General features: G+C 63.3%; 19 protein-coding genes. All 19 read left to right on the top strand.

Annotation, left to right across the window (positions count from 1 at the left end):
• The first annotated feature begins 78 nt into the window (after positions 1 to 78).
• The 19 genes from ACEN98_RS28820 to ACEN98_RS28730 all read left to right on the top strand — a co-directional run bounded on the left by ACEN98_RS28820 (position 79) and on the right by ACEN98_RS28730 (position 15,829).
• Positions 79 to 978 (top strand): hypothetical protein, encoded by a 900-nt coding sequence (locus ACEN98_RS28820; protein ID WP_413387720.1) that lies wholly within the window; start codon positions 79 to 81, stop codon positions 976 to 978.
• Positions 979 to 1,132: 154 nt separating this feature from the next.
• Positions 1,133 to 2,407 (top strand): P22 phage major capsid protein family protein, encoded by a 1,275-nt coding sequence (locus ACEN98_RS28815; protein ID WP_413387719.1) that lies wholly within the window; start codon positions 1,133 to 1,135, stop codon positions 2,405 to 2,407.
• Positions 2,408 to 2,483: 76 nt separating this feature from the next.
• Positions 2,484 to 2,783: a hypothetical protein gene (locus tag ACEN98_RS28810; protein WP_413387718.1), complete on the top strand. Its 300-nt coding sequence runs from the start codon at positions 2,484 to 2,486 to the stop codon at positions 2,781 to 2,783.
• Complete coding sequence (locus tag ACEN98_RS28805) at positions 2,780 to 3,178, top strand: hypothetical protein (protein WP_413387717.1); 399 nt, start codon at positions 2,780 to 2,782, stop codon at positions 3,176 to 3,178. Before ACEN98_RS28810 ends, ACEN98_RS28805 begins: the two co-directional genes overlap by 4 nt.
• A complete protein-coding gene (locus ACEN98_RS28800; RefSeq protein ID WP_413387716.1) occupies positions 3,178 to 3,477 on the top strand; it encodes a hypothetical protein in 300 nt (99 codons plus the stop codon). Before ACEN98_RS28805 ends, ACEN98_RS28800 begins: the two co-directional genes overlap by 1 nt.
• A 2-nt stretch (positions 3,478 to 3,479) precedes the next feature.
• Complete coding sequence (locus tag ACEN98_RS28795) at positions 3,480 to 3,947, top strand: hypothetical protein (RefSeq protein ID WP_413387714.1); 468 nt, start codon at positions 3,480 to 3,482, stop codon at positions 3,945 to 3,947.
• A 4-nt stretch (positions 3,948 to 3,951) separates the two neighbouring features.
• The gene (locus ACEN98_RS28790) at positions 3,952 to 5,166 is read left to right on the top strand and encodes a hypothetical protein (protein ID WP_413387713.1); all 1,215 of its coding nucleotides are present in this window, start codon (positions 3,952 to 3,954) and stop codon (positions 5,164 to 5,166) included.
• A 17-nt stretch (positions 5,167 to 5,183) separates the two neighbouring features.
• Positions 5,184 to 5,480: a hypothetical protein gene (locus ACEN98_RS28785; RefSeq protein ID WP_413387712.1), complete on the top strand. Its 297-nt coding sequence runs from the start codon at positions 5,184 to 5,186 to the stop codon at positions 5,478 to 5,480.
• Positions 5,481 to 5,482: 2 nt separating this feature from the next.
• Positions 5,483 to 5,890, top strand: a complete 408-nt coding sequence (locus ACEN98_RS28780) for a packaged DNA stabilization gp4 family protein (protein ID WP_413387711.1) — start codon at positions 5,483 to 5,485, stop codon at positions 5,888 to 5,890.
• A 12-nt stretch (positions 5,891 to 5,902) separates the two neighbouring features.
• A complete protein-coding gene (locus tag ACEN98_RS28775) occupies positions 5,903 to 6,199 on the top strand; it encodes a hypothetical protein (RefSeq protein WP_413387710.1) in 297 nt (98 codons plus the stop codon).
• A 3-nt stretch (positions 6,200 to 6,202) separates the two neighbouring features.
• On the top strand, positions 6,203 to 7,606 hold the full coding sequence (locus ACEN98_RS28770; protein WP_413387709.1) for a packaged DNA stabilization protein: 1,404 nt from the start codon (positions 6,203 to 6,205) through the stop codon (positions 7,604 to 7,606).
• On the top strand, positions 7,599 to 8,294 hold the full coding sequence (locus ACEN98_RS28765) for a hypothetical protein (RefSeq protein WP_413387708.1): 696 nt from the start codon (positions 7,599 to 7,601) through the stop codon (positions 8,292 to 8,294). Before ACEN98_RS28770 ends, ACEN98_RS28765 begins: the two co-directional genes overlap by 8 nt.
• A 3-nt stretch (positions 8,295 to 8,297) precedes the next feature.
• Complete coding sequence (locus tag ACEN98_RS28760; protein ID WP_413387707.1) at positions 8,298 to 8,633, top strand: hypothetical protein; 336 nt, start codon at positions 8,298 to 8,300, stop codon at positions 8,631 to 8,633.
• Positions 8,634 to 8,760: 127 nt separating this feature from the next.
• Positions 8,761 to 9,165, top strand: coding sequence for a cupin domain-containing protein (locus tag ACEN98_RS28755; protein WP_413387706.1), 405 nt, complete (start codon positions 8,761 to 8,763; stop codon positions 9,163 to 9,165).
• Positions 9,162 to 9,698, top strand: a complete 537-nt coding sequence (locus ACEN98_RS28750) for an aspartyl/asparaginyl beta-hydroxylase domain-containing protein (protein ID WP_413387705.1) — start codon at positions 9,162 to 9,164, stop codon at positions 9,696 to 9,698. The genes ACEN98_RS28755 and ACEN98_RS28750 overlap by 4 nt, the downstream gene beginning before the upstream one ends.
• Before the next feature lie 4 nt (positions 9,699 to 9,702).
• Positions 9,703 to 10,323 (top strand): hypothetical protein, encoded by a 621-nt coding sequence (locus tag ACEN98_RS28745; protein ID WP_413387704.1) that lies wholly within the window; start codon positions 9,703 to 9,705, stop codon positions 10,321 to 10,323.
• Positions 10,323 to 11,684: a hypothetical protein gene (locus tag ACEN98_RS28740; RefSeq protein WP_413388281.1), complete on the top strand. Its 1,362-nt coding sequence runs from the start codon at positions 10,323 to 10,325 to the stop codon at positions 11,682 to 11,684. Before ACEN98_RS28745 ends, ACEN98_RS28740 begins: the two co-directional genes overlap by 1 nt.
• A complete protein-coding gene (locus ACEN98_RS28735; RefSeq protein WP_413388280.1) occupies positions 11,684 to 13,702 on the top strand; it encodes a hypothetical protein in 2,019 nt (672 codons plus the stop codon). The genes ACEN98_RS28740 and ACEN98_RS28735 overlap by 1 nt, the downstream gene beginning before the upstream one ends.
• Positions 13,703 to 13,711: 9 nt before the next feature.
• Positions 13,712 to 15,829, top strand: coding sequence for a tail fiber domain-containing protein (locus ACEN98_RS28730; RefSeq protein WP_413388279.1), 2,118 nt, complete (start codon positions 13,712 to 13,714; stop codon positions 15,827 to 15,829).
• Positions 15,830 to 15,848: the final 19 nt, after the last annotated feature.

Below are 15,848 nucleotides of genomic sequence, written 5' to 3'. Positions count from 1 at the left end.
TTGCAGATAGGATAGTTTCTGCCTATCATTTTGCCCAATGGCATCCACCGGGCCTATCGGTGAGTAACGAGGATTCTGATGGACATCGACAACGCAGGCGAGGTAGTGCAGGACGAGCAACTGGACGACACGCAGGCACAGGCCGACGAACAGCAAGCCGAGGGCGAGACGCCCGAAGGTGAGCAGCAGGCCGAGCTCGCTGCCCAAGCCGAAGATGATGGCGAAGTCGTCATCACCATTGGCGACGAAGCGCCGCCCGCGCCCGAGGATGAAGTGGACGGCAAGCCGGCGCCCGCATGGGTGAAGGAACTGCGCAAGGAGGCTCGCGAGCTGAAGAAGCGCAACCGCGAACTGGAGCAGGCCGTCGCAGCACGACAAGCGGCCGAGGCGCCGAAAGTGGATCCGGTTGGCGAAAAGCCGACTCTGGAATCCTGCGATTTCGACGCCGAAGCCTACGGCGAAAAGCTGCTCGCCTGGAACGACGCGAAGCGCAAAGCGGACGAGATGGCCGCCAAGCAGCGCGAAGAACAGGAAGCAGCACAGGCCGCATGGAATTCGAAGCTGACCTCGTACCAGACGGCCAAGGCATCGCTCAAGGTCTCCGACTTCGACGACGCCGAACATCTGGTGACGTCGACGATGAGCGCAACGCAACAGGCGATCATCCTGAAACTGCCGAAGCCGGAACTGATGGTCTACGCCGTCGGCAAGAACCCGGCGAAGGCGAAGGAACTGGCGGCCATCAAGGATCCGATCGATTTCGCGTTCGCCGTCGCAAAACTGGAGACGCAATTGAAAGTTCAGCCCCGCAACGCCCCGCCGGCACCGGAAAACAAGGTGCGCAGTACCGCAGGCGCCGCAACCGCCATCGATAGCACGCTGGCACGCCTCGAAGCCGAGGCAGATCGTACCGGCGACCGTACGAAGATCATCGCGTACAAGGATGAGCAGCGCCGTAAAGCAGCACAAGCCGCGTAAGCAGCCGTAAGCCGCGCACGTCAGCGCGTCACCAAGGATTCGCCCACCTACGGGCAGTTGCAGCACATGAAAGGCCCCCGTCCGGCCGGAAACGGATGAGCGAAGTAGCACGCGCACAGAGCGCAATTCACTCAACCGTTTTCATGGAGCCATCATGGCAAATTCGTTCTCGAAAGAGGAAAAGGTAGCGTTCGACATGGCCCTGGAGGGCTTTCAGGACGCCGGCATCATCTCCAAGCTGTTCAAGAAGCAGACCTTCGACGGCACCGAAGCCGAGCGCACCGGCAATACGTTCTGGCGCCCGATGCCGTACGTCGCGCAATCGTTCACCGGCATCGACCAGTCGGCCAACTTCAACCGAAACTACACGCAACTGTCCGTCCCGGCGACGCTGGGCTACAGCCACTCGGTCCCGCTGACGCTGTCCGCGACCGAACTGCGCGACATGCTGCAAGAGCAGCGGCTGGGCAAGGCCGCAATGCAGCGCCTGGCATCGGACATCAACGTCGACTGCTCGAACCTCGCGGCCCTGACCGGCACCGTCGTGATCAAGCGCACGACCGCCGCATCCGGCTACGACGACGTCGCGGCCATCGACGACGCGTTCAACCGCGTGGGCGTGCAGATGGACGGCCGCAAGCTGTGCCTGCCGTCGAACCACTACAACAGCATGGCGTCGAACCTCGCCGGCCGTCAAACCCTGTCGGGCAAGACTCTGACGGCGTACGAAAAGGCCGCTGTCGGCCAGATCGCCAACTTCGACACGTTCAAGCTGGACTACGGCTACCGCCTGACCGCTGCTGCCGGCGTGACCGTGACCGTCAACGGCGCGAACCAGCGTTACGTCCCGAAGGCCACGAGCACCGCGGCTACCGGCGAGATCAGCAACGTCGACAACCGTTTCCAGAACCTGACCATCGCCGTCACCAGCGGCACCGTGAAGGTGGGCGACGCGTTCACCATCGCGGGCGTCAACGAAGTTCACCACATCACCAAGCAGGATACCGGCAACCTGAAGACCTTCCGCGTCACGGCCATCGTGTCCGGTGCGGGTGGCTCGGGCGTCGTCACCATCTCGCCGCCGATCATCGCTGCCGACTCGTCGCCGACCGATCCGGAACTGCAGTACAAGAACGTGACCGCCACGCCGGCCAGCGGCGCCGCCATCACGTGGTTGAACACCGTGTCGAGCGTCGTCGCGCCGTTCTGGCAAGACGAAGCCTTCGAGATCATCCCGGGCAAGTACCAGCCGGCGCAGGACTCGGGCATGTCGGTCATGTCGGCCACCACCGACAACGGCATTACCGTGACCATGGCGCGCCAGGGTGCGATCGGTGATCTGTCGACCAAGTACCGCTGGGACGTTTTTTACGGCCTTTGCAACTTGCAACCCCAAATGTCGGGGATCGAACTTTTTTCGCAGACGTAATTCTCCGTTGTCTCCTCCGTCCGGTTTATCCGGGCTTTGCGGCCCGCCTCGTGCGGGTCGTTTTTTTAGGATCGCCATGGGAATCCTCGGCACTTTCAAGAACATGTTCGCCGGCCAGGCTAAGGCCGCGACCGAAGCTGCGCCGGAGCCGGTGCGGATCGATACCAATCTGGCGCCAGGTAGCCGCGTGCATCACGAGTACTTCGTCGGTGACGCGCCGGACGCCGACGGCAAATGGTCGTGGCACGCACGTGTGTACGCCGACAATGGCGCCGTCAACGAAGAGCGCGGTCGTGCTGATTCGCGAGAACTGGCACGCAATGCCGCGCTGACGTGGTGCGCCCGCGTCAAGGCGCAGCTGGGAGGTGAAGCATGACGCTCGGCCTCAACACCACGACGCGGAACAACCGTCTCAACCAGATCAAGACGGCGATCGATGCCGGCGGCGCTGCTGGCTTCCTGCGTGTCTACGACGGCACGCGGCCGGCGACAGGCGGCACCGCTACCAACCTGCTCGCGCAGCTCACGCTGTCGTATCCGTCCGCTCCGTCAGCATCCGGCGGCACGCTGACCTTCTCCGCCATCACATCGGCCACTGCCGGCGCGACCGGCACGGCAACGTGGGGGCGCATCGTCGACTCCACTGGCGCATTCGTCGCGGACTGCAGCGTGGGCACGTCCGGCGCCGACTACATCCTCAATACCACCACGATCACGTCCGGCGTGCAGGTCTCGTGCACGAGCGCTGTTCTCACGGAAGGGAATCCGTAATGGCCACCTATGTAGAACTCTTGAACGCATCGGCTAACGACATGCTGCGCCAGAAGGTGCGCGTGGCGTGCGTCATCGCGGCCGAGAAGGTGCGCACCGAAGCCACTGGCACGACGAACCATGCGGCCCGCATGGCTTGGGCAAAAGCCGTTTATGCCAACCCCGAGGCCGAGGGCAACCGGATGGTATGGGCGGTGCTCGCGCAGAACGCGGGTGTGACCCTTGCGCAGATCATCGGTGCTACGGATGCCACCGTACAGACTGCGGTGGATGCTGCGGTTGACGTGTTCGCGAGCTGACCATGACGACCGCGAAAATCTCTCAAGGCTCTCGCACTCAGCTCTCCGGCGCCGCTGCCGCACTCAACAGCCTTGCCAGCGCGACCTATGTCGCCGTTGGCACGATAACGCACAACAGCGGCGGCAAGGTGCCGCTGGAATGCTTCGTTGAACTGGCTGTCACACCCGGCACCGTGTCCGGCAACAAGCAGGCCGTGCTGTTCGCGCAGGCATCACTCGACGGCACGAACTTCGACACCGGCCCGACCAGCGGCACGACCACGACGGACGAGCCGAACCTGATTTTCGTCGGCGTGCTGCCGCTCAACTCGAACGCTACGCTGCAGCGCAAGAAGTTCTCGTTGGCGAATGCTCACGGCGGCGTGCTGCCCTATGCGACGAAGCTGATCGTGAAGAACGACAGCGGCGCCGCATTCGCCTCGTCGGGCAACGACGTGTACACGCTCGACCTGAGCGGCGACCTCACGTAAGCCGATGCTGTCCCTGCTCGTGTCATCCTGCTACACGCAACAGCCTCAGGGGGCTGTGCAGATCGACTGGTCGAACCAAATCGCCCAGTCTCTTGCGTTCGCGTTTGTGCACGGCGCGCTTGCATTTGGTTTCTGCGTCAATGGGCAATCTAACATTCCATATGCTGGCGCGACGCCGGTGGCAACGGCCGCAGGGATCGGAGCGAAGTCCAACTCCAGCACGAGCCGTGCATATCAGATCATCGGCAATCATGGTCTGACGACAACGAATTACAGCCTATTCGCGGTAGCGACCGCGTCGGCCGGCGTTACCCAAAACGCGATCGACATGGACAATGGCGGCCCGCGCTATTTCCAATTCCGCCTCAGCGGAAACAAAGTTGATTTCATCCCGTTCAACACCAGTGCAGCGGTTACCGGTCAGCCGGTGATGCCGAATTCCCTGACGACGGCAGAACTGATGTGTGGCGTGCGAATGGGTGCGACCGCAAGTGCGACGCGCACGGCAGCATTCCAGAACGGCCAGATTGCAACGGCCACCCCAACGAACTTAATCGCGCCGACTACAGCGTTGCCAGTCGGCATAGGCGCGCGAGCAAGCGGCACAGCCGGCGGATGGACTACCGGTGGGCTGGCCATGGTGCTCGGCTGGTCACGCACGTTGGCCGATGCCGAAATGCTGTCCCTGTGCGCCAATCCATGGCAACTCTGGAAGCTTCCTTCGCGGCGCCTCTGGTACGCCACCACTTCGGCGTCCGATGCGACCGGATCCCTGGCCGCAACATTGGATGGCGCGACTTTCGTCGCCACTGGGCAGATCATCGCGCAAGGTGCGTTCGCCTCGACCATGAGCGGCGCCGCGTTCACTGCATCGGGAACCGTCGGCAATGCTCCATCCGGCACGATCGCGAGCATGCTGGCTGGCGCATCGATGGCGGCCACAGGAAACGTCACGAACGTCGGTGCTTTCGCCAGCACGTTAGGGGGCGCAAGCATGGTCGCGAGCGGTGCAGTCACGAACCGTGGCGCCTTGGCTTCGACGCTGGACGGGGCGACGCTGGCCGCGTCAGGCGCCGTCAATGCGAATGCATCCGGCTCCTTTGCCAGCACTCTCGACGGTGCCACGTTCGCGGCCGGCGGTTACGTTGGCACGCCGCCCGCCGCACCCGATTTCTTCATCCGATTACCCAAGAACCCGAGGCATTTGCTTCGACACTGATCACCACAGGAGGAACCATGTCCAACACGACCATGCTGTACAAAGCCCCGGGTCCGCACGAAATCCACGGCGGCCGCTTCGACTACACGATCGTCAATGACGACCAGATCGAGGCGACGCTCGCCGCCGGCTGGTACCTGACCACGACCGAAGCGAAGGCCGCGCACGAGGCTGCATTGCAGGATGCCGCAGACAACGCCCCGCCGACGCGCGACGAACTGAAGCGCAAAGCGGACGAGCTGGGCCTGTCCTACCCTGGCAACATCCCGACTGAAAAACTGTCGGCGATGGTCGATGCCGCACTGAAAGGCTGATCATGTGGACCAAGCAGCAGCTTATCGAAGCGGCATTCGGCGAACTGGCCCTCGCGCACGTCGTGTTCGACCTGGACGCCGACACGCTCGAAAGCGCGCTGCGTACGCTCGATTCGATGATGGCTGAGTGGGCTGATCAGGGTATCTCGATCGGCTACGCGTTGCCGGCCACGCCCGACGATTCGAACATCGCTGATGATTCGGGCATCCCGGACGGCGCGAATCGGCCGGTCTACATGAACCTCGCCGTGAATCTGGCATCCAGTCGCGGCAAGACGCTGACGCCGCAGACCATCGCGGCAGCCACTCGCGGCTATAACGCCCTGCTCGGCGTCGCCGTTACCCCTATTGGCCAGTCGTCCGGCCTCCCGCTCATTGGCGCCGGCAACAAGCCGTGGCGCTGCTTCTAACGAGGACTCATCATGACCATCAAAGCACCCGTTCAACCAGGCTACGGTACCGGCCAAGTCCTGACCCCGGCGGCCGGCGCCGCAACCGCTACGCTGACGCCCGGCAGCAAGCAACTGATCCTGACGAACCTCGGCGCGAACGTCTGCTACGTGCGCGTCGGTACGGGCACGCTCACCGCCACCACGGCCGATTACCCGGTCCCCGCCGGCGCACAGGTCGTCATCACGAAGGCCATGGGCGACGACAAGCTGTCGCACATCTCCGCGACCGGCACGACGCTGCACGTGATGTCGGGCGAGGGCTTCTAAGCCATGCAGATCCCAATCCTGAGCGGGATCGTGGCTGACGAAGGTCCGGATTTCAGGACCAAGTACCCGCGCAATATGATCCCCGTGCCCCGCGCGCAGGGCATCAGCGCGGGCTACTTGCGCCCGGCAGATGGCATCACTCAGATCGGCACCGGGCCGGGCGTGGATCGGGGGGCGATCAACTGGAATGGCCATTGCTATCGCGTGATGGGTGGCAAACTCGTGCGTATCGAGTCGAACGGGGTGGTTACCGCGCTGGGCGCCATTGCCGGATATGGCTCGGTCAGCATGGACTACTCCTTTGATCGCCTTGCCATCGCCGGCGGCGGCAACCTGTATTACTGGAACGGGTCAGCATTGACCCAGGTAAGCGACGCAGACTTAGGCGAAGCGCTGGACGTGATTTGGGTCGGCGGCTACTTCATGACCACGGACGGCACATCGAACGTCGTCACAGATCTCAATGATCCAATGTCCGTGAACCCGCTCAAGTACGGCAGCAGCGAGGCGGATCCGGACCCGATCAAGCGCAACCTCAAGACACGAGCCGGCGAGGTCTACTCCGTCAACAGGTACACGATCGAGATGTTCGAGAACGTCGGAGGACTGGGCTTCCCGTTCAGCCGCATCGAGGGCGCGCAAATCAACCGCGGCGCCATCGGCACGCATTGCGTCGCGCTGTACGGCGATCAGATTGCATTCCTTGGCGGCGGCCGTGGCGAACCTCCGGCCATCTGGCTCGGCATGAACGCGGCATCGCAAAAGGTGTCGACTGGCGAGATCGATACGCTACTGCTCGACTACACCGAAGCGCAACTTGCAGCATCGGTCATGGAGACACGCGTCACGAAAAATCACCAGCTGCTCTACCTACATCTGCCCGATCAGACGCTGGTGTACGACGGCGCCGCATCGGCCGTGCTGGGCGAGCCGGTATGGTTCACGGTCGATTCCGGCCTGACGTCGCCGGCGCAGTACCGTGCGCGCAACTTCGTGTGGTGCTACGACCGCTGGCTGTGCGGCGACCCGACGTCAGGCGCGCTGGGGGAGCTGGACGAAACTGTCTCGACGCACTACGGCCAAGTCGTCGGCTGGGAGTTCGGTACGAGCATCCTCTACAACGCCGGCATGGGTGCGATCTTCCACGAACTGGAGCTTGTCGCGCTGCCCGGGCGAGTTCCGCTCGGCGCCGATCCGGTCATCTGGACATCGTACTCGCTGGATGGCGAGACGTGGAGCCTGGAGCGATCCATCAAGGCCGGGCGTCAAGGTCAGAGAGCGAAGCGCCTCGTGTGGATCGGTCAAGGCAGCATGCGCAACTGGCGCATCCAGAAATTCCGGGGCACGAGCGACGCGCATATCGCCGTCGCCCGACTGGAGGCAAAATTGGAGCCGCTGAATGCCTAAGCTGAACTTGAGTCGTGACGTTCTCGCCAAGATCGCACAGGGCAATCAGCGCGCCGTGATCGCGCTTGAGCAAGTGTTCGATGATGTCGGCGACACGTTCCCGTCCACGATCGAGGAAGCGAACGCCCTTGCCGGATCTGCTCTAGCCGTGGCGCAGAGTAATGCCGCATTGCTGTCATTGCTCGTCGACGCGCTTTCGCGGCTTGAGACCATGCCGGCGCAGGTTCCGCAGGTCGACAGCGACGATACGACGCCGCGCACGCACTTGGGAACGATCAGCGCGCAGAACCACGACTCCGTCGCGATCACCGGCGGCACGGCCAATTTCGATGCCGGCACAGTGGCCGCACCGAGTCTGACGCTGGGCGGCGATACATCGTCTGGCCTCTACCGCAGTGCCCCCGATGTGCTCGACATCGCGATCGCGGGCGCGAAGCTGATCGAACTGGCAACGCAGTTGGTGACCATCACAGGAGCACTGACCGTCTCGAACCAGATCACGTCCACCGTTGCTACCGGCACGGCGCCGCTCGTCGTCGCGAGCACGACGCTTGTCGCGAACCTACATGCCGCCGTCGCGGATAGCCTCGGCACCGCGTCCGCATATCCGGCGAATGCCACCGATCTAGCCTCGTGCATCACGCTAGCGAATGCGCTCAAGGCCGCCAACACTGCAAAAGGAGTTTGACCCATGACCACGACCCCCGCCGTCCTCATCGAAGGCACATTCGCCGCCGCTACCGCCACGGCCAGCGTCGGCGCCTATTACCTGTCCGACCAGTGCGTAACCGCCGTCGACAAGCTCACGTGCACGAACGAAGGTGCTGTTACCGCAACCGCGACCGCGCAACTGTTCGCGCCCGATGGCACGTCGGTGCAGACGTTCGCGAAAGCGCTCGTCGTCGGCGCCTCGTGGCCCTTCCCCGATATTGTCGGTCACACCATCGCCAGCGGCGGGAAACTGACCGTCACTTGCCCCACCGCGAGCACGATCAAGGTGCGCGCAAGTGGCCGCAAGTTCACATAGTCATGAATCCTTTCTATCCTGATTGCAATTTCTCATAGGATATTTCTATAATTCAGCATCTGCCCGTTTCTTGGGCAGTAGCTGAGTCCAGGCTACCAGCGGCCATGAACCCCGAACGGGAGAAATCATGCTGCTGGACCCCGGCACATCGCAAGACCTGGCCTCTCAGGCACGAATCCCTACTCGCAAACAGGTCGAGCTCGCACACCACTTCGCAGACGGCCTGTACGCGAAGGAAACCTCGTTCCCCGCTGGATCGATTCTGGTCCAGCACCGTCACCACTACGACCACTTCGCCTTGCTGGCGGCGGGTATGGTGGAAGTCGAAGTCGACGGCCAGCGTACCATCGCGCACGCGCCGCAGCTGCTCACCATCCGCGCGCACCAACATCACGGCGTGAAAGCGCTGACCGACGTCGTCTGGTTCTGCATCCATGCTACCGACGAAACCGATCCGGCCCACGTCGACGAGGTGCTAATCGAGCGTCCGGACGCCGCACAGATGCTGGCCATCGCCGAGGGCTTGGCGTGAACAAAATTCGCCTGTTGGCCTCGGGCCTGAACGTCGAGCCGATCCGCGCGGCCCTGGCGGCCAACCCGCACCTGTGGGACCAGCATACCGCCCGCACCGCAAGCATCGACTCGCCGCACCACGGCCTGTCCGACATCTGGGCCCGCTTCGCGCCGCCCGGCGCGAACGGCGACGCCGACCACGACGCTATCTGGTATCCGGCGGCTGAATGCCTGCCGCTGCGCGAACTGGTCTATCCACTCATGGCCGCGGTGCACGGTGACCGCCTCGGCGGGGTACTAATCACGCGCATCCCGCCAGGCGCCGAGTGCAAGCCGCATGTCGACCACGGCTGGCATGCGCGCTACTACGACAAGTTCGCGATCCAGATTGCGGCTGCCCCAGGTCAAGCCTTCTGCTTCGAAGGTGAGCAGCTCGTCACCGCACCCGGCGACCTGTTCTGGTTCGACAACTCGTATTTGCACTGGGTGACCAACCCGACCACGCACGAGCGCATCACGCTGATCGTGTGCATTAAAACCGACAAGGAGTAGCCCTATGCCATGGGGATATGCGGCGGCCGCAGTGGGTACCTACCTCGCGGCGGACAGCCAGAAAGACGCGGCAAGTAGTGCCGCAAACGCAAGCACGCAAGCATCACAAGCTGGCATCGATGAGCAACATCGGCAGTTCGATCAGGTACAGAAACTGCTGTCGCCGTACGTGAATGCCGGCACTGGCGCGCTTGGAGCACAGCAGAACCTGCTCGGCACAAACGGCACAGCGGCCCAGCAGGCAGCTATCAGCGGCATCCAGACATCGCCGCAATATCAGGCGCTGAGCCAGTCCGGACAGGATGCCATTCTGGCGAACGCCTCCGCTACCGGCGGCCTTCGTGGCGGGAACGTGCAGGCGGCCCTGGGGCAGTTTCAGCCGCAGTTACTGGCTCAACTGATCGATCAGCAGTATTCACGGCTCGGTGGCATGACCAGCCTTGGGCAAAACGCGGCAGCCGGAGTCGGTAACGCCGGACTAGCGACTGGCAATAACGTTACCCAGTTGTTGGGCCAGCAGGGCTCGGCGCAGGCGGGTGCAGCGCTCGCCAATGGAAGGGCGAACGGCCAACTGATCAATGGACTGACGAACACCTTCGGCGCCTACCTGGGAGGGACCTTCTAATGCCCGAACCGTACGACTACACCAGCGCATTTGCGAACTTACCCTCACCAGGCGACAGTTTTCTTGCCGGGCTCAAGAACGGCATTGCAATCAACGATGTGCGCGCGCAGCAGCAACAGAAGCAGGCCGCACTTCTTCAGCAGCAGCAAATGCAGGGCGATCTGCAGGCGTTGAGCCAGAACCCGACGCCGTCGGCGATTGGCGCCCTCATGGTGAAGTACCCCGCGCTGAGCGAGCAGCTCAAGCGCGCATCTGATGTTGTCGGGCCCGCGCAGCAGCAGGCCCACGTCGACCATGCCTCTCAGGTATATGCAGCCGTGCTGAACGGGCAGCCCGATGTCGCGGAAAAGCTGTTGACTGAACGCGCTACAGCACTGCGGAACAGCGGCAACGAGCAAGGCGCCGCCGGCGCAGAACAGTTTGCCAAGATGGTGCACGACAACCCAGCGCAGGCGAAGACCATCATTGGGATGCAGCTGGCAAGCGCCCTTGGCCCGGATAAATTCGCCGCTGCCTTCAAGGATCTGGGCGGCGAACGACGCGCTGACGAGTTGCAGCCCGGCCTCGTACGCAAGGGCGAAGCCGACGCTGACGCAGCCATTTCCGGCGCCGACTCGGCCAAATCCAAGGCGACCACCGACGCCGTCACCGCGAAGTACGCCGACACGAAGGCGCTGCTCGACCTCGAAGGCATCCGCACCGACAACCAGTTCAAGCGCGACCAGACCAAGATCGGCTACCTGAACGCGCAGATCGCGCGGGAGAACAACCAGCTGAAGCGGCAGGAGCTTTCCTTGCAGCTTCAGAAAGCGCAGCAGGAATTCGGCGACAAGGCGCGTGCGAAGGTTGCTGACGCCGAAAGCGCTGCCGGAAACATCGACAATATGCTCAACACGATCGAGCGCATCAAGGCCAATCCTCGTCTGGATGCCGTGGTGGGCTCCATTGAGGGTCGTACGCCTGCATTCACTGATGAGGGATCGGATGCTATTGCGCTGATCGAAACGCTCGGCTCCCAAGCCTTTCTGTCGCAGATCCCGAACATCAAGGGGATGGGCGCACTCTCGAATGCTGAAGGCGAAAAGCTCCAATCGGCATTCCAGAATCTGTCGCGCGTCCAGTCCGAGAAGCAGTTTCGCGCGACCCTCGACGAGGCTACGCGCCTTCTGAACAAAGGGCGGGCCGCTGTCAGCAAACGTTACGGCGTCCAGCTTGGGAGCCCTGATACGCCGGCCGCACCGAACGCACCGGCCGCATCGTCCTCATCGGCCAGTTCTGGCCCGGCCATCGGCACCGTCGACGGCGGCTACCGCTACAAGGGCGGCGACCCATCGAAGCCGTCGAGCTGGGAGAAACTGTAATGGCCGACCCGTGGGAGAAGTACCAGACCGCGCCGGCTGCCGCCGATACACCGGAAGATGGCCCGTGGGCCAAATATGGCACGCCGAATAACGAAATCGACCCGAGCGTGCCGCGCGTGGACGTGACCGGGCACGTCGTCCGTGACGAGAAGTCAGCGGAGCCCGGGCAAAATCGTGGCGTGCTGGAAGACCTCGGCCGACAGGTGGGGCTTACGGCTCGCTATGGCATCGAAGGCGTCGCCAATGGCGCGGGCATGCTCACTGACCCGTTCGTCAACGCGATCGGTGCTGCAGTGCGCGCCGTCACTGGCAAGGACTACGACCCGGTGACGCTGTCCAAGATCGGTCAACACGCTGCGGACGCGCTCAGGCTGCCGCAACCGGAAACCCAAGCTGAGCGCGTCGTCGGCGCGGTGGCACGCGGAATGGCCGGTGCAGGCGCAGGCGCGGCAGCAGCTAGCGGAATTGCTGGGGCAACCACCGGGACAACGCAGGCGGTCGCCCAGCAACTTGCGGCGCAGCCAGGAATGCAGATCGCAGCCGGTGGAGCGGCAGGCGGGGCAAGCCAAGCAACTGCGGAAGGTGGCGGCGGCCCGGGCGCCCAACTAGCCGCAGCGCTTGCAGCAGGCGTAGCTGTTCCCGCCGCCGTTGCCGGTGCGTCTCGTGTCGCAGCGCTGCGCGGCGCCGGCATCTCGCCCGAGCAACAGGCCATTCTCGACGCCGGTAAAGCGGCTGACGTCCCTGTGCTCACGTCCGACGTGTTGCCGCCTAAGACGTTCATGGGCAAGCAGGCGCAGGCGGTCGGTGAGCGCATCCCGGTTGCTGGCACCGCCGGCGTGCGCGAAGCCCAGCAGGAGGCGCGACAGGCTGCAGTGTCGAACTTGGCCGAGAAATACGGTACGCCGAGCTACGAGGCCATCGTCTCCAGCATCAAAGGCAAGATCGGTGCAATCAAGCGCGCCGCCGGCAACGTGATCGACAAGACCGGCCAGGAGCTGGACGCGGTCGGCCCGGTTGCGCCGGTCAAGTCCCTGCAGGCCATCGACAACGCCGTTGCCGAACTGTCGAAGCCCAACACGTTCAAGCCGGGGGCCGCCGGACACATTCAGGACTTGACCGACCTTAAGAGCGCGCTGGAGAGCGGGCAGCAAAGCTTTTCGACCATGCGCCAGTCCCGCACGGCGGTACGCGAGCTCATGGACTCGGTCGACGCTGCGGGCCGTAGCCAACTTCCCAGCAACGCCAAGCGCCTCGTCGGGCAGGTCTACAACGCGATGAAGTCGGACATGGACGACTTCGCGACGGCGAACCTGACGCCCGAGAAGTTCGGCAAGCTGCAGCGTGCGAATCAGGTCTATGGCGACCAGTCACAGCTTTTGAAGGCATCGCGCCTCAAGAGCGTACTGGACAAGGGCGACATCACGCCGGAGAACGTGCGCAACCTGATCTATTCGAACAAGCCGAGCGAAAACAAGATCCTGTACGACTCGCTCGGGACGTCCGGCCGCGCGCAGGTGCGTTCAGCCCTGATCAACGACGCGGCGACGAAGGCGACTCGCGACGGCGTGGTCAACCCGAATGCCTTCGGCGCAGAGTTGGCGAAGCATGGGAAGAAGCTGGACATCTTTTTCCACGGCCCGGAGCGCGATTCTATCCAAGGACTGATCCGACTGCTGCGCGTCACGCGGCGCGCTCAGGACGCCGCAGTGGCACCGACTACCACGGGCGCGACGTTGACGCCTTACGCCCTTGGGGCATCAGCGCTTGCCGATCTTGGAACGACCGTAACCGCTGCCGCTACGGCTGGCGGCCTCGCTCGCATCTACGAATCCGCGCCTGTTCGCAACCTACTGCTGAAATTGGCGAATTCCAAGCCAAACACCGCCCAAGAGGCGAACTACGCGCGCGCGATCGCGGCCGCTCTACAGGAGCGCGCAGAACATCAAACGGTGCCCCAGCAGCAGCCCGCACAAATGCCGCCGGCAGTACTCGCAAACGCACAAGACACACAAAACTAAGAGGCCCGCATGCTCCCAGTCGAACAACCCTTCAAGACCTACACCGGCCTCGACGGCAAGCCGCTGAGTAACGGCTCCGTCTACTTCGGAGAACCGGACCAAGACCCGATAACGCATCCTGTCACGGTGTATTGGGACGCGGCCGGCACGCTGCCCGTCGCTCAACCCGCGCGCACGCTGAACGGCTACATCGTCAACGATTCGAACGCCCCGGCGAACGTGTTCTACGACAGCGCGTATTCCGAAACGGTCATCGACTCGAAAGGCCGCACGGTCTTCTACGCGCCGACGTCGGATGACTTCAGCATTGGCTCATACGTTGTCGGTCTGGCGGCCGCAGCAGGATCGTCCCTGATCGGCTTCATCCAGTCCGGCGTCGGCGCAGTTGCGCGCACGTTGCAGGATAAAAGCCGGGAACGCGTCAGTGTCACCGACTTCATGACGAACGACCAGCGCGCCGATGCAGCCGCGTACACATACTCGCTCGACATGACGGGGGCGTTTTCCGCAGCCATGACCTATCTTGTCTCGCGCGGGGGCGGCCGGCTGTTCGTTCCTGCTGGTGGCTACCGCCTCGACGGCAAGGCCGGCGGCGACAGCTTCAAGGACGGCATCCTGATCCCGAGCACGGGCGGCGTGACCACGACCGCGAACGGCATCATCATCGAGGGCGAAGGCGCTGGAACGATCCTGCGCGCCAACTCAGCGACGATGATGGTCGTGCGAAACGCGCGTCTGTTCTCGGGTGTGCGCGACCTACAGATCGACGGCAATAACCTTGCCTCCGTGGTCGGTTACGGCGGCGTCCCCGAGAGCATCACGCAGACCACTACGTTCACGAGCCAGTCGTACCAGACCGTGCGCGACGCGTTTATCTCGAATTGCACGCACCAGATCATGTTGCAGCCGGGGCCGACCGTTGGCGGCTCGGACTCTGGCGGCTTCTACCACCATTTCACGAACGTAATGACCAACGTCAGCGGTACGTACGACGTGTGGTTTCGTCCAGATCCGACGGGCGCGAACAACCGCACGACCCGGACCACGTTCACGAACTGCAAATTCCTGCGCGCGACGAATTCGATCTACATCCAGGCTGCCACGGAAATCGACTTCATCAGTTGCTTCTGGGAGTTGTGGACCGGAACGCTGCTGAACTATGTGCCGGCCAGCGCGGCCGCAGCGAATATTCGCCTGATCGGCGGCTACGGTGAAAGCTCGGGCGCCGCTGTGGGCCCGATCGCCACGGCGCCGGAAGCGGTATCGCTGATCGGCTTCACGCACAACCGGCCGCCCGATGCCTCCGAATACAAGATGCACCGCAGCCTCCCGGGCGCGATCAACGTCGCGAAGCTGACCAATCTCGCCGCCCGCCTGACGTTCGGCTATCCCGGCTTCGTCGACTTGGTCGCTGACCCGGATAATGCCGGCGCCAAGGCGCTGGAGCTACAGCTGAACGGCGCAGCGAAGAAACGTTTTAGCTCGACCGGCATCGAGACGTTCTACGGCACTGTCGGCAATATCCAGTTAGAGGCCTCTGGCGCAACGCTGACTTTTACCCGCGCGGGATCGAACATTATCGCCGCGACCGCTGCGGGGGCCACGCTGTCGTACCAGACCGACTCTCATTTCTGGAAAACAGCGGCCGGCACGGACATCTTATCGCTGTCCTCGTCGGCGCTGCTCGCGCGCCAGGACAACGCAACTGACCTCGGCGGGGCGACCTTCCGTTTCAAAACTGTGTACGCCGGTACGGGCGCCATCAACACGTCCGATGGACGCGAAAAGCAGCAAGTTCAGGACATCAACCAAGCCGCCATACGCGCAGTCCGGCGGGTCAATCTCGTTCAGTTCAAGTTCAACGATGCGGTGCAAGCCAAGGGGGACGGCGCGCGCTGGCATTTCGGCGTGATCGCCCAGCAGGTCAAGGAAGCGTTTGAGGCCGAGGGCCTCGATGCGTTCGCGTACGGCTTGCTCTGCTACGACGAGTGGGAGGCATTGCCGGAAATCGTGGACGAAGAAGGCGTGATCGTCCAGGTGGCGCGCCCGGCGGGCAACCGGTACGGCGTCCGCTACGACGAACTCTTCTCACTGAAGCTGGCCGCCATCGAGGCTGCTGCAGCGTAGTCCACATCCCACACCCACC

It is taken from the genome of Massilia sp. CT11-137 (assembly GCF_047302885.1).
Classification (GTDB): Bacteria; Pseudomonadota; Gammaproteobacteria; order Burkholderiales; family Burkholderiaceae_D; genus Telluria; species Telluria orientalis.
The sequence above is the reverse complement of the archived record's forward strand: the minus strand, read 5'-3'. Positions and strand labels throughout refer to the sequence as shown.

Excerpts from the sequence above, each read along its gene's own strand:
- ACEN98_RS28805 (WP_413387717.1), top strand. The coding sequence starts at position 2,780 with ATGACGCTCGGCCTCAACACCACGACGCGGAACAACCGTCTCAACCAG.
- ACEN98_RS28790 (WP_413387713.1), top strand. The coding sequence starts at position 3,952 with ATGCTGTCCCTGCTCGTGTCATCCTGCTACACGCAACAGCCTCAGGGG.
- ACEN98_RS28815 (WP_413387719.1), top strand. The coding sequence starts at position 1,133 with ATGGCAAATTCGTTCTCGAAAGAGGAAAAGGTAGCGTTCGACATGGCC.
- ACEN98_RS28755 (WP_413387706.1), top strand. The coding sequence starts at position 8,761 with ATGCTGCTGGACCCCGGCACATCGCAAGACCTGGCCTCTCAGGCACGA.
- ACEN98_RS28820 (WP_413387720.1), top strand. The coding sequence starts at position 79 with ATGGACATCGACAACGCAGGCGAGGTAGTGCAGGACGAGCAACTGGAC.
- ACEN98_RS28760 (WP_413387707.1), top strand. The coding sequence starts at position 8,298 with ATGACCACGACCCCCGCCGTCCTCATCGAAGGCACATTCGCCGCCGCT.
- ACEN98_RS28740 (WP_413388281.1), top strand. The coding sequence starts at position 10,323 with ATGCCCGAACCGTACGACTACACCAGCGCATTTGCGAACTTACCCTCA.
- ACEN98_RS28770 (WP_413387709.1), top strand. The coding sequence starts at position 6,203 with ATGCAGATCCCAATCCTGAGCGGGATCGTGGCTGACGAAGGTCCGGAT.
- ACEN98_RS28735 (WP_413388280.1), top strand. The coding sequence starts at position 11,684 with ATGGCCGACCCGTGGGAGAAGTACCAGACCGCGCCGGCTGCCGCCGAT.
- ACEN98_RS28810 (WP_413387718.1), top strand. The coding sequence starts at position 2,484 with ATGGGAATCCTCGGCACTTTCAAGAACATGTTCGCCGGCCAGGCTAAG.
- ACEN98_RS28765 (WP_413387708.1), top strand. The coding sequence starts at position 7,599 with ATGCCTAAGCTGAACTTGAGTCGTGACGTTCTCGCCAAGATCGCACAG.
- ACEN98_RS28795 (WP_413387714.1), top strand. The coding sequence starts at position 3,480 with ATGACGACCGCGAAAATCTCTCAAGGCTCTCGCACTCAGCTCTCCGGC.
- ACEN98_RS28780 (WP_413387711.1), top strand. The coding sequence starts at position 5,483 with ATGTGGACCAAGCAGCAGCTTATCGAAGCGGCATTCGGCGAACTGGCC.
- ACEN98_RS28775 (WP_413387710.1), top strand. The coding sequence starts at position 5,903 with ATGACCATCAAAGCACCCGTTCAACCAGGCTACGGTACCGGCCAAGTC.
- ACEN98_RS28800 (WP_413387716.1), top strand. The coding sequence starts at position 3,178 with ATGGCCACCTATGTAGAACTCTTGAACGCATCGGCTAACGACATGCTG.
- ACEN98_RS28730 (WP_413388279.1), top strand. The coding sequence starts at position 13,712 with ATGCTCCCAGTCGAACAACCCTTCAAGACCTACACCGGCCTCGACGGC.
- ACEN98_RS28785 (WP_413387712.1), top strand. The coding sequence starts at position 5,184 with ATGTCCAACACGACCATGCTGTACAAAGCCCCGGGTCCGCACGAAATC.
- ACEN98_RS28745 (WP_413387704.1), top strand. The coding sequence starts at position 9,703 with ATGCCATGGGGATATGCGGCGGCCGCAGTGGGTACCTACCTCGCGGCG.